At 53.5% G+C, this 24091-nt stretch carries 24 protein-coding genes; 12 read left to right on the top strand and 12 right to left on the bottom strand.

What is annotated here, in order from left to right; translation table 11 throughout:
- Nucleotides 1-277: 277 nt before the first annotated feature.
- Complete coding sequence (locus VMF88_03740; protein HTY10166.1) at nucleotides 278-715, top strand: OsmC family protein; 438 nt, start codon at nucleotides 278-280, stop codon at nucleotides 713-715.
- Between the two features lies 1 nt (nucleotide 716).
- On the opposite strand, the gene VMF88_03735 is transcribed toward VMF88_03740, so the two are convergent.
- Nucleotides 717-1385, bottom strand: coding sequence for a response regulator (locus VMF88_03735; GenBank protein HTY10165.1), 669 nt, complete (start codon nucleotides 1383-1385; stop codon nucleotides 717-719).
- Nucleotides 1386-1511: 126 nt separating this feature from the next.
- Here VMF88_03735 and VMF88_03730 point away from each other — a divergent pair, with 126 nt between their 5' ends.
- The 11 genes from VMF88_03730 (at nucleotide 1512) to VMF88_03680 (ending at nucleotide 13356) form a co-directional block, all read left to right on the top strand.
- The gene (locus VMF88_03730) at nucleotides 1512-1883 is read left to right on the top strand and encodes a response regulator (GenBank protein HTY10164.1); all 372 of its coding nucleotides are present in this window, start codon (nucleotides 1512-1514) and stop codon (nucleotides 1881-1883) included.
- Nucleotides 1884-1924: 41 nt separating this feature from the next.
- The gene (locus VMF88_03725) at nucleotides 1925-3304 is read left to right on the top strand and encodes a sigma-54 dependent transcriptional regulator (GenBank protein ID HTY10163.1); all 1380 of its coding nucleotides are present in this window, start codon (nucleotides 1925-1927) and stop codon (nucleotides 3302-3304) included.
- An 89-nt stretch (nucleotides 3305-3393) separates the two neighbouring features.
- A complete protein-coding gene (locus tag VMF88_03720) occupies nucleotides 3394-3816 on the top strand; it encodes a hypothetical protein (GenBank protein ID HTY10162.1) in 423 nt (140 codons plus the stop codon).
- 256 nt (nucleotides 3817-4072) lie between these two features.
- Nucleotides 4073-5242 (top strand): acyl-CoA dehydrogenase family protein, encoded by a 1170-nt coding sequence (locus tag VMF88_03715; GenBank protein HTY10161.1) that lies wholly within the window; start codon nucleotides 4073-4075, stop codon nucleotides 5240-5242.
- Nucleotides 5243-5335: 93 nt separating this feature from the next.
- Entirely contained in the window at nucleotides 5336-6799 is a 1464-nt protein-coding gene (guaB, locus tag VMF88_03710) for an IMP dehydrogenase (protein HTY10160.1), read from the top strand.
- 12 nt (nucleotides 6800-6811) lie between these two features.
- A complete protein-coding gene (locus VMF88_03705; GenBank protein ID HTY10159.1) occupies nucleotides 6812-7888 on the top strand; it encodes an aminopeptidase P family protein in 1077 nt (358 codons plus the stop codon).
- A 47-nt stretch (nucleotides 7889-7935) separates the two neighbouring features.
- On the top strand, nucleotides 7936-9198 hold the full coding sequence (locus VMF88_03700; protein HTY10158.1) for a glycosyltransferase family 4 protein: 1263 nt from the start codon (nucleotides 7936-7938) through the stop codon (nucleotides 9196-9198).
- A gap of 3 nt (nucleotides 9199-9201) precedes the next feature.
- Nucleotides 9202-10485 carry a phosphoribosylamine--glycine ligase gene (purD, locus tag VMF88_03695; protein ID HTY10157.1) on the top strand — a complete coding sequence of 428 codons (1284 nt, stop codon included), beginning with the start codon at nucleotides 9202-9204 and terminating at the stop codon, nucleotides 10483-10485.
- Between the two features lie 33 nt (nucleotides 10486-10518).
- Nucleotides 10519-11448 (top strand): NAD-dependent epimerase/dehydratase family protein, encoded by a 930-nt coding sequence (locus VMF88_03690; protein ID HTY10156.1) that lies wholly within the window; start codon nucleotides 10519-10521, stop codon nucleotides 11446-11448.
- Between the two features lie 27 nt (nucleotides 11449-11475).
- Nucleotides 11476-12417, top strand: coding sequence for a methylmalonyl Co-A mutase-associated GTPase MeaB (gene meaB, locus VMF88_03685; GenBank protein ID HTY10155.1), 942 nt, complete (start codon nucleotides 11476-11478; stop codon nucleotides 12415-12417).
- Nucleotides 12418-12621: 204 nt separating this feature from the next.
- A complete protein-coding gene (locus VMF88_03680) occupies nucleotides 12622-13356 on the top strand; it encodes a hypothetical protein (protein HTY10154.1) in 735 nt (244 codons plus the stop codon).
- A 235-nt stretch (nucleotides 13357-13591) separates the two neighbouring features.
- Here the strand turns inward: VMF88_03680 and VMF88_03675 are convergent, their stop codons facing one another.
- From VMF88_03675 to VMF88_03625, 11 genes are all read right to left on the bottom strand, one after another.
- The gene (locus VMF88_03675; protein HTY10153.1) at nucleotides 13592-14239 is read right to left on the bottom strand and encodes an NAD(P)-binding domain-containing protein; all 648 of its coding nucleotides are present in this window, start codon (nucleotides 14237-14239) and stop codon (nucleotides 13592-13594) included.
- A 120-nt stretch (nucleotides 14240-14359) separates the two neighbouring features.
- The gene (locus VMF88_03670) at nucleotides 14360-15196 is read right to left on the bottom strand and encodes a DUF4249 domain-containing protein (GenBank protein ID HTY10152.1); all 837 of its coding nucleotides are present in this window, start codon (nucleotides 15194-15196) and stop codon (nucleotides 14360-14362) included.
- A 19-nt stretch (nucleotides 15197-15215) separates the two neighbouring features.
- The gene (locus VMF88_03665) at nucleotides 15216-17540 is read right to left on the bottom strand and encodes a TonB-dependent receptor (protein ID HTY10151.1); all 2325 of its coding nucleotides are present in this window, start codon (nucleotides 17538-17540) and stop codon (nucleotides 15216-15218) included.
- 444 nt (nucleotides 17541-17984) lie between these two features.
- Nucleotides 17985-19676: an AMP-binding protein gene (locus tag VMF88_03660; protein HTY10150.1), complete on the bottom strand. Its 1692-nt coding sequence runs from the start codon at nucleotides 19674-19676 to the stop codon at nucleotides 17985-17987.
- Nucleotides 19677-19704: 28 nt separating this feature from the next.
- On the bottom strand, nucleotides 19705-20439 hold the full coding sequence (gene rlmB / locus VMF88_03655; GenBank protein ID HTY10149.1) for a 23S rRNA (guanosine(2251)-2'-O)-methyltransferase RlmB: 735 nt from the start codon (nucleotides 20437-20439) through the stop codon (nucleotides 19705-19707).
- Nucleotides 20436-20624 carry a hypothetical protein gene (locus VMF88_03650; GenBank protein HTY10148.1) on the bottom strand — a complete coding sequence of 63 codons (189 nt, stop codon included), beginning with the start codon at nucleotides 20622-20624 and terminating at the stop codon, nucleotides 20436-20438. Before VMF88_03650 ends, rlmB begins: the two co-directional genes overlap by 4 nt.
- A gap of 21 nt (nucleotides 20625-20645) precedes the next feature.
- Nucleotides 20646-20882, bottom strand: a complete 237-nt coding sequence (locus VMF88_03645; GenBank protein ID HTY10147.1) for a glutaredoxin family protein — start codon at nucleotides 20880-20882, stop codon at nucleotides 20646-20648.
- Nucleotides 20879-21697: a prolipoprotein diacylglyceryl transferase family protein gene (locus tag VMF88_03640; GenBank protein HTY10146.1), complete on the bottom strand. Its 819-nt coding sequence runs from the start codon at nucleotides 21695-21697 to the stop codon at nucleotides 20879-20881. The genes VMF88_03645 and VMF88_03640 overlap by 4 nt, the downstream gene beginning before the upstream one ends.
- Nucleotides 21697-22185, bottom strand: coding sequence for a hypothetical protein (locus tag VMF88_03635; protein ID HTY10145.1), 489 nt, complete (start codon nucleotides 22183-22185; stop codon nucleotides 21697-21699). Before VMF88_03635 ends, VMF88_03640 begins: the two co-directional genes overlap by 1 nt.
- Nucleotides 22185-23447 (bottom strand): histidine--tRNA ligase, encoded by a 1263-nt coding sequence (gene hisS / locus VMF88_03630; protein ID HTY10144.1) that lies wholly within the window; start codon nucleotides 23445-23447, stop codon nucleotides 22185-22187. The genes VMF88_03635 and hisS overlap by 1 nt, the downstream gene beginning before the upstream one ends.
- Before the next feature lie 96 nt (nucleotides 23448-23543).
- Complete coding sequence (locus VMF88_03625) at nucleotides 23544-24014, bottom strand: PTS sugar transporter subunit IIA (GenBank protein ID HTY10143.1); 471 nt, start codon at nucleotides 24012-24014, stop codon at nucleotides 23544-23546.
- Nucleotides 24015-24091 lie beyond the last annotated feature (77 nt).

Genomic DNA, 24091 nt, shown 5'->3' with positions numbered 1-24091 from the left:
GAAAGGGAAGCCGAGGCCATGTCATCCTGAGGAGGCGCGTTCTTTGCGACGACGAAGAATCACAGCAGAATAATAAAAATCCCCTCGTCAAATGGAGCCAAGACGCGCAGTTGCGGAGCGGTGCGTTTTTCAATGAGGGGGGATGATAATTCTCCCAAAACCATCTAGACATGCCAAAAGCCGCTGGCGAGTCAATCCATTGAGAGTCATGCGGAATGTTGGTATATTTTCAAGACCGTAATTTCAGAAACCTACTTAACAATCTTTCTTTGACACAATGAGCAAACGGGAAGCTGTTGTACGGCACGTTCAAAATCTTACATTTATCGGCAAAGCCGGCTCAAATCATTGGACGACAGTTGATTCATCGCATGGAGAGGTGGCTGCTGCTGCCACCTCGCCGATGGAGCTTGTCCTGATCGCGCTGGGGGGATGTACAGGAAGTGATGTAGCGGGCATTCTGGAAAAGAAGAGGGTCCGTTTCTCAAAGCTGGAAATCAAAGTGACCGGCGAGCGGGCTGCCGCGGACCCCAAGGTCTATACTTCGATCCACATTGAATATTGCGTCGAAGGGGCTGGCATCAAGGAGAATGACGTGGCCCACGCCATTGAACTCTCAATGACAAAGTACTGCTCGGTGAGCGCCATGCTGAAAAAATCGGTGACGCTGACTCATTCGTTGACGATCACGGACACAGGTCGAGCGGAGGGCTGATTCAGGCGGGCAAGTTGATGTCGCGAAGCTTGATGATTTCTTTTTCGATGCTGCGGATATTGCTGTCAAGCTGCTGAATGACGGCGCGGTCAATCTCGTTCAATTTCTGTCGCGAAATAATATCCGCGCTGATCTTGATGGCTGCAAGGGGGTTGTTGAACTCGTGGCAGATGGTCACCACCAGCTCTTTGATCGCCTCACTCCGTTTTTGCCCCAGAATCTTATTCTTTTCCACCTGGGCGATTTGCCTTTTCAGCTGGACCCGGTTGAGTACGGTGAGGAGTGTCCGGGGAAGGACCGACTCGACGATCTCATCCTTGACAAGAAAATCCTCCACGCCGAGCTTCATCGCTTCGACGGCAAGTTTGAAATCCTTCCCCGACGCAATGAAGACGAGGGGCACGTCGATCGTTAAGCTGCGGATCTCTTTCGCAAGCTCGAGCGCCGTCATCTCGCTCAGGTCATAGTCGACCAGAGTGACGGCAATCGTCGGGTCCGTCTTCAGGCGTTCAATGCCGGCCGCGCCAGTTTTTTCCCACGTGATCCGAAAATCATTGCCTTGAAATTTCTTGAGCTGAGACTGGGCGGTTTTGGCGTATGAAATATCGTTGTCGATAAGCAATACGTGAATCAAGGGCTCGTTCACTCTTTTCTTGACCGTGCTAGGCATGGCACAAAGTAGCACAACTTTGTCTTTTAATCAACAGAAAGCCCATTTTTTCAAATTTGTTGTTGATTTTAATAAACGGATTGTCTATTATTTACAGCCGAAAAACCGAATATTCGAGGAGTTCCAATGGCAGAAAAGAACAGCATTCTTGTAGTTGACGATGAAGATGCTTTACGGACAGTATTAAGCAGTGAGCTCGAGAGCGAAGGGTATGTTGTGGCGACGGCGGGTGACGGCGACGAGGCAATTTCCGTTTTGCAGGGGAAATCATTTGATTTAGTACTGCTCGATATCAAGATGCCGCGGGTTGACGGCTTCGAAGTGTTGCGCTTCATTAAAGAACGCTACCCCGCCACAAAGGTCATCATGCTCACCGGTTTTGCTGACTTGAAAAATGCGATTGAGTCAAAAAAGTTGGGGGCTGAAGATTTCGTCAGCAAGCCGTACGATCTCGTCGATCTCCTGACGACCATCGAACGGGTTCTTACCAGCGAATAATCCCAGCTCTCCCCGCTTCTTCCTTTCCCACGGGCATTGCCATGGCTCGCACTTACAACATTCTCGTAGTCGATGACGAAAAGAGCGTCGCCTTTCTTCTCAAAGAAGAGCTCTCGGAGTTGGAGAAGTACGAAGTGACCGTTGCGTACGATGGCGCTGAAGCGATCAATCTCCTCCAATCCCAGCCCTTCGATGTTGTTCTCCTTGACGTCAAGATGCCGCGGGTCAGCGGCATCGAGGTGCTGAAGTATATCCGCGAACAGCATCCGACGACCATCGTCCTTATGCTGACGAATTTTGCCGATGTGAAGACGGCGATCGAGACCATGAAGCTCGGCGCTTACGACTTCGTCAGCAAACCATACGAACGGGAAGAGCTCCTCGCGACCATTGACCGTGCGCTTGAACTGCGCCGGCTGACCATCGACAACAAGCTGATGGAATACGAGCTGAACCGGCAGGGTTTGGCCCGCGACTTCATCGGAACAAGCCCCGCCATCCAGTCCCTCATTCGCACAGCACAAAAAATTGCGGACAGCACCGCGATCGTCCAGATCCAGGGACCGAGCGGAACCGGCAAGGAGCTCATCGCCCACCTCATCCACACCTCAAGCCCGAGGAAAAATCGGCCGTTTGTCATCGTCAATTGCGCATCGATTCCCGATGCGCTCCTGGAAAGCGAGCTGTTCGGGCACGAGAAAGGGGCATTCACGAACGCCTATGCGATGAAGCAGGGACTGGTGGAAGTTGCGAACGGGGGCACGCTCTTCCTCGACGAGGTCGGCGACATCAGTCCGATGATCCAGCCAAAACTCTTGCGGTTCCTCGAAACGGGGGAATTCCGACGCGTTGGCGGAACGAACGCCATGAAGGTCGATGTCCGGATCGTTTCGGCGACGAACAAAGACCTGCAGAAGGAGGTCGAGGCGGGAAGGTTCAGGGATGATCTCCTTTATCGGCTGAATGTGGTGACGCTGAGAATTCCGCCGCTCAAAGACCGCAAAGAAGATATCCCTCTTCTCATCGAAAGTTTCTTGGAGAAAAGGGCAAAAGGGAAAGCACAGAAACGCCTCAGCGACGAAGCGCTGCAGGTGCTTCTGCAGTACGACTGGCCGGGGAATGTGAGGGAACTGGAACACGTCATCGAGGGAGCGATCATTCTTTCCCATGACGACGTCATCACCTCGCGGGACCTGACCTTGACCGCGTCGGCAGGAATTCAAAAATCGAACCCGCTTCCACTACCACAAAAAGAAGGGGAGTTTCTTACGCTCGAAACGATGGAAAAAATGCAGATCGAGCTTGTCCTGCAAAAAAATAATTTTAACCGCTCCAAAACCGCGCAAGTGCTCGGCATCACGCCAAAAACACTCTACCTCAAGATCAAACGGTACAGCATCAACACCCCCGCAAAAGAGTAGCTCTTCGTAAAGATTCCCTGAAACTTTTCCCTCCTTTTTTCGAATACTATACAGAGCCGAATCCACCAACATTTTAATGAGGAGGTCGTATGGAGAAGGGATTGACAAAACAGCGCTTGATAGCGGTTGTTGCCGCAGCCGTTATTGCTTGTGCGTCCGCTGTTGCTTCACAACCGATGGTTTCGCGGTCCGGGGAAGTCGATTGGAAAAAGGCTGAGGTGAACTACGTAGCTGCACTCACTTCGGATAACCTCGGCATCAGACTGAGCGCAGCAAGCTTTCTTGCCGAATATCAGCTTAAAGGCGGCATTGGGCCGTTGATTCAAGTGCTCAAGACCGATAAAGTGGAAACTGCGCGGATGTCCGCTGCCCTGGCGCTTATTACGCTGGATGACCCGCGCGGACGTGCTGCGGTCGAGGAGGCGTCGCTGTACGACGGAAGCGATAAAGTGGTAAAATTCTGTGAATCGCTGCTCAATGCATCGCCGCAGAAATTCAGTTTACTGCAATAACAGTTGCTTTCATTCTCTCCCCCTAAGCCAGAGCGTTACCCGCGAGTTATACGGGTAGGGCTCTGGCTCTCACTTTTTTAAATACAGCATTTCACTCCGGCCGGTCCAGCATGCCGTGTCTCGAGACAAATGGAGTTTCGCATATTGCAAAGAGGAAATGTCGGGTTTTCTCCTGCGGATTGACTTTCGTCCGTTTTTTCGGTAATTTTTGAAAAATTTTTACTTCCCCCGGGCTCGTTCGTAACAGAAAGCTCCCATGTCGAAGTTTCAAGGCCTCGATTACTACGGAATCGATCTACAGTTGAGCGAAGAGGAAACTCTTGTCCGCAACACGGTCCGCGAATTTGTCGACGACAATGTGCTGCCGGTCATCGAACAACATAATCGTGAGGGGACGTTTCCGGTCCACCTCGTAAGCCAGATGGCGGAACTCGGTCTTTTTGGTGCGACCCTCCCGGCTAAGTACGGCGGGGCAGAGTTGAACAATGTCGCGTACGGGTTGATGATGCAGGAACTGGAACGGGGGGACAGCGGCATCCGCAGTTTTGCCTCCGTGCAAAGTGCCCTCGTGATGTATCCGATCTTTACCTTCGGCTCCGACGAACAAAAGGACTGCTGGCTTCCGAAATTGGCAAAGGGGGAAAAGATCGGCTGCTTTGGGTTGACGGAACCGGACTTTGGGTCCAACCCCGGCGGGATGATCACCCGCGCGGAAAAAAAGGGGGATGGCTTTCTCCTGAACGGCGCAAAAATGTGGATCACAAATGGGACGATCGCCGACCTCGCTGTCGTCTGGGCAAAGCTGGACGGCGAAATCAAAGGGTTCCTCGTTGAAAAAGGGACAAAGGGGTTTGAAGCCCCCGAGATGCACGGCAAGCATTCGCTTCGGGCGTCGATCACGTCGGAATTGATTTTCCAGGATTGTTTCATCCCCCAAAAAAATTTGCTGCCGAAATCGGGTGGTCTAAAATCACCATTGATGTGCCTGAGCCAGGCCCGCTATGGCATCGCGTGGGGGGCGCTGGGGGCTGCAATGGCGTGTTATGACGCAGCGCTTCAGTATTCGCTTTCCCGCGTGCAATTTGATAAGCCGATTGCCGCATACCAGATCACGCAGGAAAAATTGGTCTACATGCTCACCGAGATCACCAAAGGTCAGCTCCTCTGCTTGCAATTAGGCAGGTTGAAGGATCAGAACAAGGCGACGTTCACGCGGATCTCTTTGGCAAAGCGAAACAATGTCTACCATGCGCTGGAAATCGCGCGGACGGCGCGGGAAATATTAGGGGCAAACGGCATTCTCGATGAATACCCCGTGATGCGGCATGCCGCGAACCTCGAATCGGTGAAGACGTACGAGGGAACGCATGAGATGCACACCCTCATTCTCGGAGAGGATATCACCGGTATTGCTGCGTTCAACTAACTATGACGGAAAATGTATTGTTACGCTAGCATGAAGGATGCACTCTGCATCCTTTGTTGTTTTTACCGGTTCTGAAATACTTACAGGAACGATATGAAGTCAAAAAAAATTGTCGGTGATGCGATCACGTATGACGACGTCCTTCTTCTTCCGGCCAAGTCGTCGGTCCTTCCGCGCGACGTGGACGTCACGACCCGTCTCTCCCGTTCGATCAGGCTGAACATTCCTCTCATTTCTGCAGCGATGGACACGGTGACCGAATCGGAGATGGCCATTGCCCTCGCGCGCGAAGGGGGCATCGGCATCATCCACAAGAATCTGCCGATTGCGAAACAGGCCGAAGAGGTCGATAAGGTGAAGAGGTCGGAGAGCGGAATGATCCTCGATCCGATCACGCTGACGGCCGACAAGACGGTCGGCGATGTGCTCGACCTGATGGCCAAATTCAGCATCTCCGGCATCCCGATCGTGCGCGACGAGAAATTGGTCGGCATCCTGACGAATCGCGACCTCCGGTTCCAGCCTAACCGGAACTTGAAAGTTGCGGAAGTGATGACGTCGCAGAACCTCATCACCGCTCCGGTCGGCACGACGCTCGAAGAAGCAGAGGTCATTCTCCAGCGGCACAAGATTGAAAAACTTCCCGTTGTCGACAAGGCGGGAAAACTCCGCGGCCTCATCACCTTCAAAGACATCCAGAAGAAAAAGAGGTTTCCGCATGCGTGCAAGGACAAACACGGCCGCCTCCGCGTCGGCGCTGCGGTCGGCGTGACTGCGGATACGCTCGAGCGGGTCGATGCGTTGATCAGGGAGGGAGTCGACGTCATTGTGATCGATACTGCCCACGGCCACTCGCAAGGGGTTCTCGAGATGGTCAAGCGTGTGAAAAGAAAATTTCCCGGCGCGGAGATCATCGCCGGAAACGTCGGTACCGGCGAGGCGGCCCGCGACATCATCAAAGCAGGCGTCGATGCCGTCAAGGTCGGCATCGGTCCCGGTTCGATCTGCACGACGAGAGTTGTTGCCGGCGTCGGCGTTCCGCAGGTGACGGCAATTATGGAATGCGCTGCCGTAGCGAGAAAGTATGACGTTCCGCTGATCGCGGACGGCGGCATCAAACAGACAGGCGATATCGCGAAGGCGATTGCGGCGGGGGCCGACTCGATCATGATCGGCGGACTTTTTGCAGGGCTGCAGGAAAGTCCCGGCGAAAAGATCCTGTACGAGGGACGAACCTACAAAGTATACCGCGGCATGGGGTCGCTTGGAGCGATGAAAGAGGGGAGCAGGGATCGGTACTTCCAGGATGTTGAGGACGACCTTCAGAAACTCGTGCCGGAGGGGATCGAGGGACGAGTTCCTTTCATCGGCGAGCTGAGCGCAACTGTCTACCAGATGGTGGGCGGTCTGCGCGCTGCGATGGGATACTGCGGGGCGGCTTCCGTCGCCGAGATGCAGAAAAAAGCTCAATTTGTCCGGATGAGCGATGCCGGCCTTCGTGAGAGCCATCCGCACGATGTCCATATTACAAAGGAAGCGCCGAACTACCATATCTAGACCTCGCCGTTGATGTTCGATTACCAAGAGAGAATCAGGCTGCTGAGAGATGCGTTGGAGAAAAATCGCTGCGACGCATTCATGACTTCGTTCATGCCGCATCTTCGCTACCTGACGGGATTCTCCGGGTCGAACGGTCTCTGCGTTGTCACCCGGAGCAAGGTTTTTTTTCTTACCGATTTCCGTTACAAGGAGCAGATACAGAACGAGGTCACCTGCTCCCGTTCGTTCATTACCAGCGGCGAGCTGATCGAGAAAGGGGCCGATGAAAAGCTCCTCGAGGGATGCAAACGGGTTGGCATCGAAAAAGATTATCTCTCGTACGGACACCATGAAGACATGAGAAAGTATTTTCCTCGAGTCCGGCTTGTCCCGACCTCCGAGATCGTCGAATCGGTTGCATCGGTGAAGGCGCAGCCCGAAATTTCGCTTATCAAAAAAGCCGTTGCGATCACCGACGAGGTCTTTGACCAGATTCTCAGGATGATCAAGCCGGGGATTTCCGAATTGGATGTTTCCGCAGAGATCTCTTATCTCCATAAAAAATTAGGCGCTGAGAAGGATTCATTCGAGCCGATCGTGGTGAGCGGCCGCCGCAGCTCTCTTCCTCATGGCCGTCCTTCTTCGAAGAGAATTCAACGCGGGGAATTGGTTACGCTCGACCTCGGCTGCTTTTACAGCGGATATTGCAGCGACCTCACTCGGACCATCGCTGTGGGGAAGCCTTCCGGCGAAGCGCGAAAAGTGTATGCGGTCGTTTTGGATGCTCAGCAAAAAGGGATAGATTCGGCCCGCAGCGGACTTGCCGCAAAGGCGCTGGATGGGATATCACGCGGCTCTATCCGCAAGGAAGGATATGGAAAATACTTTGGGCACGGACTCGGCCACGGCATCGGCATGCAAATACACGAGTTTCCGCGCCTTTCTCCTCGAAGCGCGCATACCCTGAGGGCGGGCAACGTCGTTACTGTCGAACCGGGGATCTATCTGCCGGGAAAATTTGGCGTACGGATCGAGGATGATATTGTCGTCCGCAACGGTGGTTGCGACGTGCTGACGAAATCGCCGAAGTCGCTGATCGTTGTATAGTTGTCGAAAGAAGCTTTGACCAAATTCCGTTCTTAAATTGATCTTTCATGCGTAAGGTTCTTGTCATTGCGTACTATTTTCCTCCGATGGGATTGAGCGGCGTCCAGCGCACGCTGAAGCTCGTCAAGTATTTTCCGAAATTTCAATGGATGCCGACGGTCTTGACGGTCACGTCGACCGGATACTTTGCGAAAGACGAATCGCTGCTCAAAGAGATCGTCCCGCTCGGGATCGAGGTTGTCCGGACCAATTCGTTCGACCCGAACCGCCTCTTCCGGAAACAGGAGGTCGTCAAAATGCCGGCGGAACGGACTCGGAAAATACTCAGCCGCATCAGCGATTCGATATTTATCCCGGATAATAAGGTCGGATGGAGGGGCCCGGCGTTGAAAAGAGCGTCGGAGCTTCTTCGGAAGGAAAAATTCGACGCGATTTTTGCCACCGCACCCCCCCAGACTGATTTCCTCATCGGCAAAGCGTTGAAGGAAAAATTCCGCCTGCCGCTGATGATCGACTACCGCGATTCGTGGGTCGATTATCCGTTCAAGTTTTATTTGACGCCGCTCCACAAGTATATCAATTACCGGATGGAGAAAGGGGTGCTCCATGTTGCCGACGCCATCATAGTCGCAAGCCGGCGGACCAAAGAACTTCTCCTTCGCCGCTATAAATCCCTGACGTACAACGATGTCCAGATCATCTCTCAGGGGTTCGACCCCGAAGATATGAAGGTAGGGCCGTCGGTGAAGCTTCCGCGTGTCGATAAAATGCGCATCACCTACTCGGGGGTCTTCTACGAAGACCGGACGCCCGAGTACTTCCTCGAGGCGCTCCATCTTGTCTATAAGAACAACGCGAAGCTTCGGGGCAGAATAGAAGCCTGCTTCATCGGCGCGTTCCGCGACGAACATGTGAAAATCATCAACCGGCTGGGGCTGCAGAACTCCGTCAACGTGCTCGGCTACCTCGACCATGCCGAGTGCGTCCGGTACCTGCTCGCTTCCGATGTTCTCTGGCTGATGATGGGAGACGATAAGAGTTCGCCGGGGAAAATTTTCGAGTACATCGGCGCGAAGAAAAAGATCCTCGCATGCGTTCCGCAGGGAATGATGCGTTCGGTCATCGAGGAAGCGGGAGGCATTTGCGTCGAGCCGCGTGACGTGGGGGCCATCGCCGAATCGATCGTCAAGCTCTACGAACAGTACGAGCGCCGGCAGCTGCGCGGTCCGCGCCCGGAAATTGTCGAGAAATACAACCGCGTCACGCTCGCGGGCGAAGTTGCGAGAACATTGTCAGCATTGACCGATTGAACGATGAACGTTCTCGTCATAGGATCCGGCGGACGCGAACACGCCTTCGTCTGGAAATTGAAACAGAGTCCGAAAGTGCAGTTGCTGTACTGCGCTCCCGGCAACGCCGGCATCGGGTCCATCGCGGAAACGGTGAAGATCAGCGCCGACGACATCGACGGATTGTTCCAATTTGCAAAAAGGAAGAAGATCGACCTCACCGTGGTCGGCCCCGAGATCCCTCTTGTCAAAGGGATCGTCGATCTGTTCGAAAAAAACGGCATGCGCATCTTCGGTCCATCGAAGTACGCCGCGCAGCTTGAAGGAAGCAAGGTCTTCGCCAAGAATTTCATGAAGAAATACGGCGTACCGACCGCTGCGTATTCGACGTTCGCCCGTTCGCAGCATGCAGAAGCTCAGCAGTTCATCATGAAGCACCCCGCGCCTTTGGTGCTCAAGGCAGATGGCCTGGCCGCCGGAAAGGGAGCCGTCGTCTGCCACTCGACAGGCGAGGCGCTCAACACGCTCCAGGATTTTTTTGAAAAGAATATTTTCGGCGATTCGGGGAGCAATGTTGTCGTCGAAGAGTTTATGAAGGGAGAAGAAGCTTCCGTTTTTGTGCTGACCGATGGGACGGACTATAAGCTGCTGCAGCCGGCCCAGGATCATAAGCAAATCCTTGACGGCGATAAGGGGAAGAATACCGGGGGGATGGGAGCCTACGCGCCGGCACCGATCGTCTCCCAGACCATTCTTCGAAGAGTTGAAAGGGAAATCATCAAGCCGACGCTGAACGGCATGCGTTCCGACGGGAAGCCGTACAAGGGCTGTCTCTACGTGGGGTTGATGATGACTGCCGCCGGCCCCAAGGTCGTCGAATTCAACTGCAGACTCGGTGACCCGGAGGCGCAAGCAGTGCTTCCGCTCCTGGAGACCGATTTGTATGACCTGTTGTTCGCTTGCTCTGCTGGAACTCTCCGGACGATCGATCTCCGCCACCACGCCGCTTCGGCAGTGTGTGTCGTCATGGCGTCGAGAGGGTATCCTGATTCCTATGAAACGGGGAAACCGATAACCGGCCTCGATTCGATCCGGCCGGAGAGCGGAGTTGTTGTCTTTCATGCAGGGACGAAGAATGAAAACGGCAAGATTGTTTCGTCGGGGGGACGCGTGCTTGGAGTCACTGCGATCGGTTATGGGGACGACCTCGAAGGGACCATCGGCTCGGCATACACCGCAGTGAAGAATATTTCGTTCGACGGCGCGTACTACCGAAGCGATATCGGACGGAAGGGTTTGAAGAACTAAGTACAATCAATCGTTGACTAATCTGACACTACCATGAATATCCTTTTGACCGGAGGGGCCGGGTTTATCGGTTCGAACATCGCCGACGCGTATCTCGAAGCGGGGCACAATGTCGTCGTCGTCGATGATCTGTCGACCGGCAACATCGGAAATGTCAACCCTAGAGCGAAATTGTCCAGGCTCGACATTCGAAGTCCGGAAATTGAAAACCTCTTTAAAGAGACGAAGTTTGACGTGATCAATCACCATGCCGCCCAAATGGATGTGCGGAGATCCGTCGCCGACCCGAAGTTCGACGCTTCCGTGAACGTCCTCGGCATGCTGAATGTCCTCGAGTTTGGACTAAAATACGGTGTGAAAAAAGTAGTCTTTTCATCCACCGGCGGAGCGATCTACGGAGAACAAGATTATTTTCCGGCCGACGAGCAGCATCCGCTCCGCCCACTTTCTCCGTACGGCATTACAAAACTTGCCACGGAAAAATATCTTTATTATTACCAGGCAGTGCATGGAATTCAGCACGTGATCCTGCGGTACGCGAATATTTACGGGCCGAGACAAAATCCCCACGGCGAGGCGGGCGTCATCGCGATCTTTGCGGACAAAATGCTTCGCGGCGGAACGCCGGTCATCAACGGAGACGGCAAGCAAACGCGCGACTATGTCTACGTGAGCGATGTTGTGAAAGCAAACCTGCTCGCATTATCTCCTTCATCCTCCGGCATCTTTAATATCGGCACCGGCATCGAAAACGATGTTAATACGCTCTTCCGCTTCATTAAGAAATTCAGCGGTGCGGCCTGCGAAGAGCGGCACGGCGAAGCCAAGATCGGCGAGCAGCTTCGAAGCGTGATCGACCATTCCAAAGCAAAGAAAGTTCTTGGCTGGGAGCCGACCGTCGCTCTCGAAGACGGCCTGAAGAAAACGGTGGAGTTTTTCAAGGAGAAGCTGAAAAAAGGGTGAGCTGACGGACTATCTTTTGATGCGAGGATGAACGACTCATTTTCCATAGAACGCCTTTTGCAGGGGGATAGAAGAACCGTCGCGCGTGCGATCTCCTCCATCGAAAACGGCGAAAAAAGCTCTGAAGAAATTCTTTCCGCGATTTACCGCTGCACCGGCAAAGCATACCGCATCGGCATTACCGGCCCCCCCGGCGCCGGAAAAAGCACCCTCACGAACAAACTTGCGCAGTGGTACCGTAAGCAGAATTTACGCATCGGCATCTTGGCTGTTGACCCGACATCTCCCTTCACCGGCGGCGCTCTTCTCGGCGACCGCATCCGGATGACCGATGTCGAACTCGACGACGGAGTGTTTATCCGCAGTATGGCATCGCGCGGGAGTCTCGGAGGGTTAAGTAAGAAGACCCGCGAAGCTGCCGACGTGCTCGATGCAAGCGGCGCCGATGTCATCCTCCTCGAGACTGTCGGCGTCGGACAATCGGAGCTCGATATTGCGGGGGCTGCCGACACAACGGTTGTTGTTCTTGTTCCCGAATCAGGAGACGGCATCCAGGCGATGAAGGCGGGACTGATGGAGATCGCAGACTTCTTCGTGCTCAATAAGGCAGACAGGCCCGGCGCCGAGCAGGCGGTTATGTCGCTAAAAATGATCCTCGGCTTCCGCCCTCACGATGAAACGAGCTGGCTCCCCGAGGTGTTGAAGACCGTAGGCAGCGAGGGAAAGGGGATCGGCGAAATGGCGGAGGCGGTAGCTAAACATCGCTCGTATCTGGAGAAGAACGGCGGACTTTCGGCCAGGCGAACGGAGAGAATGAAAAATCGGATTGAAGAGATCGTGCAGGATCAGTTGAAAGTGGAGTTCTGGAATGACGAGCGGAAACGGAAGCTTACGGCGAGTCTCGATGCCGTCATGAAACTTCGGCAGTCCCCCTATGAACTTGCCCAAGAATTGATCAATTCTTTGTAGAACCTATCTTGAAAATGAAATTAGATTGACCTTTCGAGGCGCCCCCTCAAAGAGTCGCTTTTGTTCGGCGACCTTTGAGGGACTTGATCCCCAAAGGGATCCCGTTGGGAAGGATGAAGTGATATATTTCTGAGATAGCTTCTTTGAACATCGTACTATCGTCCCGCAAGATCCTGCACCTCGGGTTCTGTATCATACAGAAATATGACCATTAGCAGAGTATCGCTGCTCGTTTTATTTGTTGTTCAAGAAGGTGTGTTTGGGGGGAATTCCGCTGCTCAAACTTCCGGCAATTCTTTCCGGCAGAATTCAGCCGATTCACTCTGCATCCCGGAATATTCGACCGAAGATTCCTCTCTCATCAGTTTTCAGTATTTTCTTCCGCCAGTCTTGAGGGACGAGGGGACGCTCAAGAGATATATCCGCGATCCCCGCTTCCAGCAGCTCCGGCGATCATGCAGCGACACGCTTGCAGTCGATGCGATCTTCGCCCGGGCGTTTGAAATAGCCGACGGGACGATGAGCCATGCCTTGCTCGTTGCAACGCTCGCGACGTTCGACCATTTCCGGCTGGGATTAAAAATCCCTCTCGTCGGGCCGCTGTATTTGCCCCTGACAGTCGTCGAATCGCGGAAGGAGTTTTCCGACCGCTACATGCATTTGCCGAGGCGTGTGCTCCCCGATTCGGCCGGACGGCTCAGGAGGGACAGGGACAAACTTCAGCATTTTTTCGGCTCGGCGTACCTTACCTATGTTTTCAACTCAAGAACGATCGCGAATTTTTTCGGCGATTTTGTCGAGTGGGGGGAACCCCTGTTTGTCGTGGGAGGGGACTATGATGACCGGGATAAATACGCAAATCATCTCGGTCAGGAATTCGGCATGCGTCTGCTCGACGGCGAAGAGGTGATGCCGTCCGATGTTTTATGGAAGAAGTAGAAGCTATCTCAAAAATTCCTCATGGCGCTATTCTGAAGAAGAGCAGCCAGATCATTGTCATTCTGAACGGAGTCCCGCATTAGGGGGGCGGAGTGAAGAATCCATGTCAATGCAGCTTTGAACTTCTTTCGCTGGCTCAGGTTGACAATTGCATGAGCATTCTTCGTGGGCACTATTTTTGAGATTCCTTTTGGAATGTGCAAGCCGATTTTATCGAGGCCCGCACTTCTTTTGATCACCGCACTATCTTGTAGTTGAAATTCGGGGTCTGGAATGTTCCCATCAGGCGAATCCAGAAGGGCATCAGCATTTCCATTCCGCGGGCAGCGGTAAGGTCTCCAAGGTCGATGACGCTTTTCCAGCCGAACCAATTCTTCAAGATATCCGTGACTTTCGCTTTGGCGACAATGTCGTTGCCGCTCACAAAAACGTCATGATTCCCCGGCACGAGCGAAGGGTTGACCATCAAATTGCAGTTCAGGGTATTCAGGCTTTTCACGACCTTGACCTGCGGGAACGTCCGCTGGATCTGCTCTGCCAACGAATCGGTGTTGCAGACAAAAAGGGTCGGGGGCATTCCCTTGGAAAAATCGAGGGCATTGGCGACATCGACCAGAACTTTTCCGTTCATATTTTTTTCCCCCGCCATTTTCAGCGCCTCAAGGGATGCCATGCCCGAGGTGCAGTTGAAGAGAATCTCGCCGAACTCGGCGGCATCCGCGAAGGTCCCCTGCGAAGCTTTCATGCCGTTCGCTTTGACCCATTCCGCCGCTTTCTCGTTGTTCGCGGTGCGCGAGCCCATTTTGACCTGATGATTAAGCTGGACCAATTTCGTGGCGATGACTTTTCCTACCATGCCGGTCCCGAGTACGCCGATTTTCATTTTTACTCCCTGAAGTTAAACAGACGTGAAAAATATTTTTTAACTGTCTCCTGAAACAATATTGATAACGCGGGAGGGGGTCACTCAGTTCCCGGACCGCGTCATGATCTGATAGAATAATTAATGGAGCACGATCTGCTTTGTATCCACGGTATACGCTGCAAAATATCCGAGCGAGCCGTTGCTGATGTTGGTTGTCGGGTTTGCCGGCGAGAGGGATGTCGGAGCTCTGTCCGACATGAGAATATCATTGAGGGTGTTGAAATAATTATACGCCGCTTCGTCTATCGAGCAGAGCGATACGGTTATGGTATCGCCGGCTGTGACTAATGTTCCCGCTCTGATCCGTTCCACCATTTCATTGCCGTTCGTGAATTTATCGGTAAAGAGACGGTATCTCCTTCCGTCGATCGAATCGGTCGGGATAACAACGCTCGAAGTTGCGTTGATTCGGTAATAGTTGCCCGGCTCGGGGGGGTCCTTGAACCCGACATAAATGTCGTACCCGGGACCTTCACCGCGCGATGCATTTCTTGCCAACGCATACAACGTGTCGATAAATACTTTTTTGGGCATGGAAGAGGCTGCGTTGTATTGATCCCCGTCAACGCTGACGAACATCGAATACGAACTTCCTCCAACGCCAAGCAAGGTCGACGATAAATAGGTTCCGCTTATCGATTCCTTCAGCGTATCAACCTGGCCGAAATTGTCGGCAAGAACGACGACGGCGCCGGACACGGGAGGATAATAGAGCGTCGGGGCAAAATAGTCGGCCGACTTGCTCAGCTTCACCGAGTAGGGCCCGGCTTGGTCGGTCACAACTCCTTCAATGACGAGCCGCGGGTTGGCGTTATTCAGGTCGATCGATACAACCTTCTGGCATCCGAAAAACAAGGTTGTCGCGGCATATGCTGCAAGCGCTCCTTTTTTTACGGTGATCATTGACATCTTCATGGGAATGGCGCTCTCCGTCCTAAAAATTGAAGTTATACGTTACCGATGGAATGATGGGGAAAAAGGTCGTCTGCACGGCTTCAGTTTGATTCGGGTTGTTCGGGTTCACGATGAAATTGATCGCGTATGCATTCCATCTGTCATACGCGTTGTAGAGCGAGAAATTGAGGTTCGAATGCGGTCCGAGCGTCCATGTGGCGGACAGGTCGAGACGGCTGTAGGGGGGCATGCGGTATCCATTCCGTTCGGTGTAAAGGGGAATGGCTCTGTTGTCCACGTTATAGATTCCACTTGGGAATGTGACAGCGTTGCCCGTATAATACACCCACGTGGCTGAGAAGGTCCACGCGGTGCTGTAATCATAGATCGCCACGATCGAAATGTCGTGAGTCCGGTCCTGCGTCGCAGGATACGGCTGTCCGTTGTTGATATCGGGGAACTGCTGCCGCGTTCTCGCCAACGTGTAGGCGACCCAGCCGCTGAATTTGCCGTATTTTTTCCGTATCAGCATTTCAACTCCGTAGCTCCATCCTTTGCCGTACCTGAGCAGGGCTTCAACGTTCGGGTTGAGCTGAAGGTCCGCGCCGTTCGCGTAATCGATCAGGTTCTGCATGTTCTTATAGTACAGCTCGAGAGACGCTTCGTACTCGTTGTCGTCAAAATTCCTGAAATACCCCAGCGAAGTCTGGTCGGCATACTGCGGCTTTACATTGTTGCTGCTCGGTACCCAGACATCGCTCGGGTTCGAGACTGTCGAATTTGAAAGCAGGTGGAGGTACTGCGCCGTTCGCGCGTACGAAGCTTTAATTGAACTCGTTTCGTCAATGCTTAGGTTTGCCGCGATCCGCGGCTCGGGGCTCGCGTATGTTTTGATCACCTGGCCGGAGCCGTATGTCGCTGTGTCGAGCGTGTTGCCGCTGTTGTCGTACGTATAAATGTGCGCCGGCCCGAAGAGCGTAAAGGCGGAGAATCGCAGACCGTAGTTCAATTTCAGTCCGGTGAGAATGCTGACCTCGTCGGCGACATACGCGGCGTTTTCCGAAGCATATCTGTTTTCAATGCTGAAGGAGTTGAACGACCCCGCCGATGTTGCCGTAACGCTTCCGGGCAAAAAGGTATGGTAGATAGAACTGATGCCGAATTTCAACGTATTCGAGGAGTTGATAAAATACTGGAGATCTGTTTTGAAATCATAGTCGCGAATGCCGGAAGTGATGATCGCCTGCGACGTTCCCGACGTGACATTGTTGCTGTACTCATAGTTGCTGTAAATAAGAGAGACGTTGGAAAAAAGATTGTCAGCGAAAATATGATTCCACCGCCACGTCGCCGCAGTGTTCCCCCAGTTGAAGCCGAAAACGTTCGGGTAATCGAAATTATCCCTGCCAAAATATCCGGAGATGAACATCTTGTCTTTTTCTCCCAGCGCGTAATTCGCCTTCGCATTCAGGTCGTAGAAATACAGGCTCGCCCGATTGATCGTCGTGTCGCTCGACAGCCTCAGAAAGAGGTCGGCGTAGGTCCTCCGCGCAGAAATAATGAAAGAGCCTTCATCCTTCACGATCGGTCCGTCGACCGTGAGCCTGGATGCCAGAAGCCCGATGCCCCCCGTTCCCTCGAACTCCTTCGTGCTCCCGTCGTTTGTGCGAATATCGAGCACCGATGAAAGCCGCCCGCCGTACTCCGCCGGCATACCCCCCGTGATCACTTTGACGTCTTTCACTGCGTCCGAGTTGAAGATGGAAAGAAAGCCGAGCAAATGGGATGAATTGTAGACGGTCGCCTCGTCAAGCACGATCAGATTTTGATCGATCCCGCCGCCGCGCGCGTAGAATCCGGTGCTTCCTTCTCCCGCCGCCTGAATGCCGGGAAGAAGCTGGATCGTTTTCAAAATGTCCTTTTCCCCCAGAAGGACGGGGATCGATTTTACTTCGTGGACCTCGAGATTGTTCGCCCCCATTTCTGTCGAGGTCACGTTCTTGTTGGATCTCTCCGCGGTCACAACCACCTCGCCGACTTTGATCAACTCCTGCGAAAGCGAGAAGTTCATCGTTTGATCCTTATCCAGGACGATCGTATCGATCCTCGATTTATAGCCGACGAACTGGACAACGAGGGTGTAAGTTCCTTCCGGAATGGTGAGCGAGTAAAAGCCGTACGCGTTCGTGGAAGCGCCGACGGTCTTTAGCTCTCGCACGATGATGGAAGCTCCTATGAGCGCCTCTCCGGTTTCGGCGCTCTTGATTGTTCCGCTGAACGAGTGGCTGACCTGGCCGGCGGCTGAGCTTGGGATCGAAAGAAAAGAGATGCAGATGCACAGGAGGAAGCACACAGATGGTTTCATGCATGGATGCAACGTTGCAGAGAAGAGTGAAGTTCCTCTGCGAGAGGCGCGGGAGCTGCAAGAGATTAATTCAATGTTGTGCAATGGCCCTGTTTGATATGTTGTTCTTTGCGAAGGAAAAAATCCTATTCATCGGCCGGAGAACCCCCTGCCGTGATGCACGGATGAATATTAATGGAGAAGGAAAATTCCCAAAGGGACAATCGTCTCTGCTGAAAGTATCCGGTCTAATGTAGTATCAACTGAGACTAGTATGCCGCTCCTTTAGGAATTAAGGGGAGAAGAGCTTCGACACTTGGCAATGGATTCGAATGCCGAAGCTGGGTCGGGACCGAAAACGCCCCATCCTGAATGTTTGACAAGCAGGATGGTCCGAATATTCCCTCATGAAGCGCAAAGTTCATGCAAAAACTGGACTGCTCGGCCGACAAAAATGAATAGCTTCTAATTCACGTAAAGATAGCGTTTTATCTTCTGCGTCGGTGTTTTTTCGAAGGGCTCCGTTTGCTCAATCACCCTTGCTAATCTGGAAAAGGACGACACCTGATCGTTCACCTGCTTTCGAACGCCCTCAAGAAGCGTCTGAATGTGCTCATGGATCTCTGTTTCGCTCAGATGCTTCTCCGCGAATTCAAGGTCCAATTTTTCGTAATCGAGGTGGATTCGAGCCGCCAGGGCTCCCTGGTCTTCAAAGACAAGCGATTCAAGCACGACATCGGACCGGTTGACGATCGATTCGATCGCCTCGAGATAAATATTCTCCCCGCTTGGTCCCACGATCACGTTTTTAAGGCGCCCCTTGATGAAGAGGTATCCTTCGGAGTCGATCAAGCCGAGGTCGCCGGTCTTAAGCCACCCGTTCGTGAACGCTTCGTCCGTCCGTTCCTGGTCGCGATAGTATCCCTGCATGATGTTGTCGCCGCGGACAAGGATCTCGCCGGCGCCGGTCCGCGCATCGGCGTTGTCGATCTTGATTTCTACTCCAGGAATCGCACGACCGGTCGAGCGGAATTTTGTCAGGCGGGCGTTGGTTCCGGCGATCAGGGATGCCGTTTCCGTCAGTCCGTAACCGACGGCGTACGGAAAGCCGGCCTCGCGCAAAAATTCCTCCACCTCGGGCGCCAGCGCCGCACCGCCGATGCAGAATAATTTTAAGGCGCCTCCGAACACCGAGAGCAGTTTTTTCCCCGCCATTCTGTTGACGCGCTTTCGCACGAGAGGAAATTTGTAGAAGAATCTGACCATTTTTTTCTTTGCTATCTCCGGTGCGATCCGCGATTTATACATTTTTTCGATGATGAGCGGAACCGAGAGGATGATCGTTGGTCTCACGCCTGCAAGTGCAGGAACCATCACCGTCGCCGTCGGCGGTTTGCGCAGGTAAAACACGGAAGCTCCCATCATTAACGGCAGGATCAACCCAAGCGTGCATTCGTAGACGTGGGCGAGAGGAAGGATTGAGAGGAGCCGATCTTCTTCGGTCACGGTAACGATGTCCGTCGTGGCGAGAGCGTCGGAAACGAGATTCTTGTGCGACAGCATGACTCCTTTGGAGTGCCCCGTCGTTCCCGATGTATACACGATCGAAGCGAGCGCATCCTCGTGAATATGCGCCGGAAGGATCCCGGCGATTCGCAGAACCATGGTCTTGATCTTCTTGAGCTCTTTGCTTCCTTCCGCGAGGAGTTTTTTCAGCCGGGCTTTCGAAGTTTCAGCGCCGATGACCGAGAAGTCATCCATCAGCACCACCACAGAGAAATCGTCAAGGTTCAGGTCTTCGATCTTTTGGAAATAACGCTCGGAGATGAATACCGCCTTGCATTCGGAATGCCGGAGGATGTGATGGATTTCGGAGGTGTGAAAATCCGGAAGAATTGGAACGGCAACGGCCCCCGTCGTCGTTACGGCAAAAAATGTGATTCCCCAGTTCGGGCTGTTTTCGCCGATGATGCCGACCCTGTCCTTTTCCGCAATCCCTTGATCCTGTAAAAACGCTGAAAGCCAGTCGACGTGATTCTTGAACTCTGCGTACGTCAGCGGTTTTCCGTCGGCGTACGAGAGCGCGGGCCTCTGCGGATAGCATTCGACGCTCCGTTCGAGGACCGCTTGTATTGTTCGATGATTAAGCCGCCGCATGTTCGTGTTGGATGGTCAATGGAGAATGTTATATGCCCCTCCGTTTTCGGAAGACCTCGTACATCGCCAGCGCTCCCGCGACCGAAGCGTTGAGGGAATCGAACGTCCCGGCCATCGGAACGTTCACGAGAAAATCGCATTTTTCTCTTACCAGCCGCCTGATTCCTTTCCCCTCGTTTCCGATGACGAGCGCAACCGGCATTGAATAGTCGATATCGGCAAAACTCTTTTGCGCCGCCGCGTCGGTGCCGACGATCCAGACTCCTTTTGTTTTAAGCTCATCGATCGTCGCGGCAATGTTCGTCACTTTCGCTACCGGGAAATGGGCGCTTGCTCCCGCCGATGTTTTGGCGACGGTTTCATTCACCGGCGCAGCATTGTGCTTCGGGATGATCCCTCCATGCACGCCGAGACATACCGCTGTCCGGATAAGAGCGCCGAGGTTGTGGGGGTCTTCGATTTCGTCAAAAAGGAGGATAAAAGCTTTTTCGCTCTTCGCGGCAGCGATGGAGAGGATTTCATCAACGTCGGTGTACTCCTTGGTTCCGGCGATCGCGACGATCCCCTGCGAATTGGCGTTCCGCGAAAGCTTTTCGATGAGATGCTTATCGGCTTCTGTGCAGAGAATATTTTTTTGCCGGGCCATCTGACGGATCTCGTCGACCGGCTCTCCCCGGGTTCCGCGGAGAATGTAAATTCTCTCGATCGGCGTGCCCGCGGTGAGTGCTTCGAAGACCGGTTTCCTGCCACCGATGATGTTCATGAGGCGTTTCCGGACTGTGCGTTCTTTTTCAGCGCCTTCTCAATCGCCCATCCGGCAAAAAAGAGGGCCAGGCCGATGATCAGCAGATAAAGCTCAAGCCACATGCTTCCGTTGATGCCGTCAATAAGGCCGATCATCACGCATGCGATTCCGAGAGCTTCGAGCGTCTTGGCGAGAATTTTCATTGCGTCGGTGGGCCCTTCTCGTTAGTCAGCCAAACGGTCCAGCAGCTGCTTCTCCGAAACTTTATACTGGAAAGCGAATTCTTCATCGATGAGTATCACCGGAATCCGTTCATGATATCCTTCGAATTCCTGGGAGCCGGGGAGGATCTTGATTTCTTTGAAGTCGAAGGAAATTTTCTTTCGCGTCTTCAGAAGAACGTCCTTCGCCACGTCGCACAAATGGCAATGCTCCTTTGAGATGAGCGTGACCGTTTTCATGTCTTCGTCTTTTCATCCGGCGGAATGACCTTGAGCCCATACGCTCCGAAGAGTATCAGGACAGCCGCGATCAGCTGCGCCTCCGAAAGCCCGAGAAAAATTCTCGGGTTGATGCGGAGAAATTCGACCGAGAAACGTTCTGCGCCGGCGGCGATAAGATACCACATGAACATTCTGCCGTTGCCGGTGATCTTTGCCCGGTTCCTCCAGAGCAATGCGAACAGAATCGTACAGATGATAAATTCGTAGATCGGCGTCGGCTGGCACAATGTATTGTCCGGGACGATGCCGCCGGGAAAATGAGAAGTGATTTCCGGAAATCCTTTGAACGCAAGCGAGGGGGGATAGGTACCGTTCGAATAATCGGTTCCCCACGGCAGCGTAGTGGGAAATCCGTAATCTCCGTCCCCCGAAAGATGGCAGCCGATGCGCGCTATGCCGTACGCCCACAGCAGTCCGGGAGAGGTGGCGTCCGCGATCGTGAGAAATTTTATTTTCTTCCTCTTCGCAAGAAGATAGATGAGAAATGCGGCAAGCAGGAATCCGCCGTACCATGTAAGCCCGCCGGGGGAGAAGGTCATGCCGATGGGGTCGGCGATAAAGAACGTCCAGTTCTCGAAGAGGTACAAAATTTTAGAACCTGCAACCCCCCCGAAAAGAGCGAGCAGGGTGATGGTGCTTCCGAGCTCCGGGTCCAATTTTTTTCTCTTCAGTTCGCTTGTCAGGAGGAGGCTGGCGATGATGAACGACGTCCCCAGCATCAGGCCGAAGCTGTATACGGTGAAGCCGAAGATCTCAAAAAGTTTCGGATGCATTACGGTTTTTTCCTTAACGGCAGGCGCTCCGGCAGCCGCTTGATATCCGGCTTCCGCTTGGGCATTTCCATTTCCTTCGGGCGCTGCTCTTCGAATAACTTCTGGGATGTGTAGACGGTGACGAACGGTTTGCCGGAAACGCTCTGCACGGCAGCAGAAGAAGGAGAAAGTTTCACTTTGAATTCATTCGCCTCGCCGTCGATCTTTTTCAGGATGAACGTCACCGTCCCCTTGAGGTCGAAATAGACTTTCTTGAACTGAGCGCCTCCGAACGAAGGCATGAGGAGCTCGGGGGCGCGGAGTCCGTGCAATGCCCATGTGAGCCGTTTCTCTTCCCGTGTCTCTTCCACCACCACCTCATAGCTGAAACTGCTGAACTGCTTGACGGTCTCAATCAAAAAGAGTGTCCCCTCTTTCTTCAGCGTCTCGTCAAACGTCGGCTGAATGAGCATGCGGTATTCTCCCCCTTTATGCGTTTTCTTCGCCATTAAGTGCCGGATGTGGGGAAGTGAGCCGCGATATCGTTGAGGACAACTTCCTGCTGTTGACCGGTTCGCATGTTTTTCATGCTTGCCTTGCCGGTTTCAAGCTCGTGCTGGCCGACGACGATGACGTAGGCTGCTTGTTGCCGGTCCGCCTCCCGCATTTGAGCTTTCAGGCTCCGCCTGAGTGAATCCGATTCTGCGGCAATTCCTTTTGCGCGGAGGTTCGTAATTGCCGTGATGGTCCAGTCCCTTGAGGCTTCATCGGCAGCAGCAATGAAAAGCGTTGGTTTGATATCGACCTCGCGTGTCATTCCTTTTTTATCGAGGACCATCATCAGCCGTTCGACGCCGGCCGCAAACCCGACGCCGGGCGTTTCCTTCCCGCCGAGCTCGCGGGTGAGCAGGTCGTATCTGCCGCCTCCGGCCAGCGCATCCTGCGATCCGAGCGCCGTGCTTGTCAGTTCGAAAGCGGTCTTTGTGTAATAGTCCAGCCCGCGCACCAACCGTCCATCCACCAAAAAAGGGATGCCGAGGTTTTTCAGATATTTTTTTACGTCGTCAAAATGCTGCGAGCATTCCGGGCAAAGATGCTCGGTGATCAACGGCATGGATGCCGTCGCCTTCTGGTCGTTCTCGTCTTTGGAATCGAGAACGCGCATCGGATTTTCCTCGATGCGCCGCTGACTGTCGGGAGAAAGCTGCGAAGCGATCTTTCGGAGCTCGGATCGCAGGACTTCTTTGTAGTGAGGACGGCACTTTTCGCATCCGACCGAATTGATCTTGAGAGAAAATTCTGTGAGCGAGAGCTCCCTATAGATTTGAATGGTCATCGCGATGATTTCAGCATCGACTTCCGGCTGAGGCGAGCCGATCGCTTCTGCGCCGAACTGATGGAATTGCCGTAGCCTTCCCGCCTGCGGGCGTTCCTGGCGGAACATCGGTCCGATGTAATAAACCTTCACCAGCGGCTGAGCCTCCCCGAGATTATTCTGGATGTACGCGCGAATGACGGACGCGGTTCCCTCCGGCCTGAGGGTGAGACTGTCATCGCTTCTGTCGGTGAAAGTGTACATTTCCTTCCCGACGATGTCGGTCAGCTCGCCAATGCTTCGCGCGAAAAGCGAGGTCTGCTCAAAAATGGGAGTGCGGATTTCTTTGTAGTTGAAACGATGGAAGACCGTCCGGATCGTCGATTCGACAAATTGCCATCGCGCCGTTTCTGCCGGAAGGATGTCTTTTGTACCCCGGATCGATCTAAAAGTCACGGCGTTATTCCGCGATTCGTGAACATGAGCGTGCTGTAAGGGTGAAGAGCGGCCGGCGGATGTGTGGCTGGACTGACAATACTCTGCTCAAGGGAATCAATTATCGAAGTACGTCGCTTCCTCCGTTCGAAAAACTTCCAGAACGTCCTTCGGGGAAGCAGCGGCCAACAATTTTTTCCGAAACTCTTCTTTGTTCATCAGCCTGGAGATGCGGCTGAGCAGTTTGATATGCGGCCCGACCATGCTGTCTTTTCCGACGAGGAGAAACACCAGGCGAACCGGCTGCTCGTCGAGCGATTGGTAATCGATCGGCGCGGCGGTCACCGCGAACGCCGCGACGATATCGGAGACAGCATCCGTTTTGCCGTGGGGAATTGCAAACCCGTTCCCGACGCCGGTCGACATGATCTTTTCCCGCTCGAAAATGGCCTCCCGCACTTTATCTTTGTCGAGGACCTTCTTCGAGAGAGCGACGATGTCGATCATTCCCTGAATGATTTCTTCCTTTGAGTTTCCCGAGAGCCGCGTCCTGATCGAGGCTTCATCGAGGATGTCGCTGATTTTCATGTCCGAGAGGTTCTCCTGCTGATAAAACTTGAATGCCAATATACGCTTTTGGCGCCGAAATGTAAAGTGACGACGGG

The organism is Bacteroidota bacterium (genome assembly GCA_035506275.1).
Classification (GTDB): Bacteria; Bacteroidota; Ignavibacteria; order UBA10030; family UBA8401; genus JAGVPT01.
This window is presented reverse-complemented; position numbering and strand designations above follow the sequence as displayed.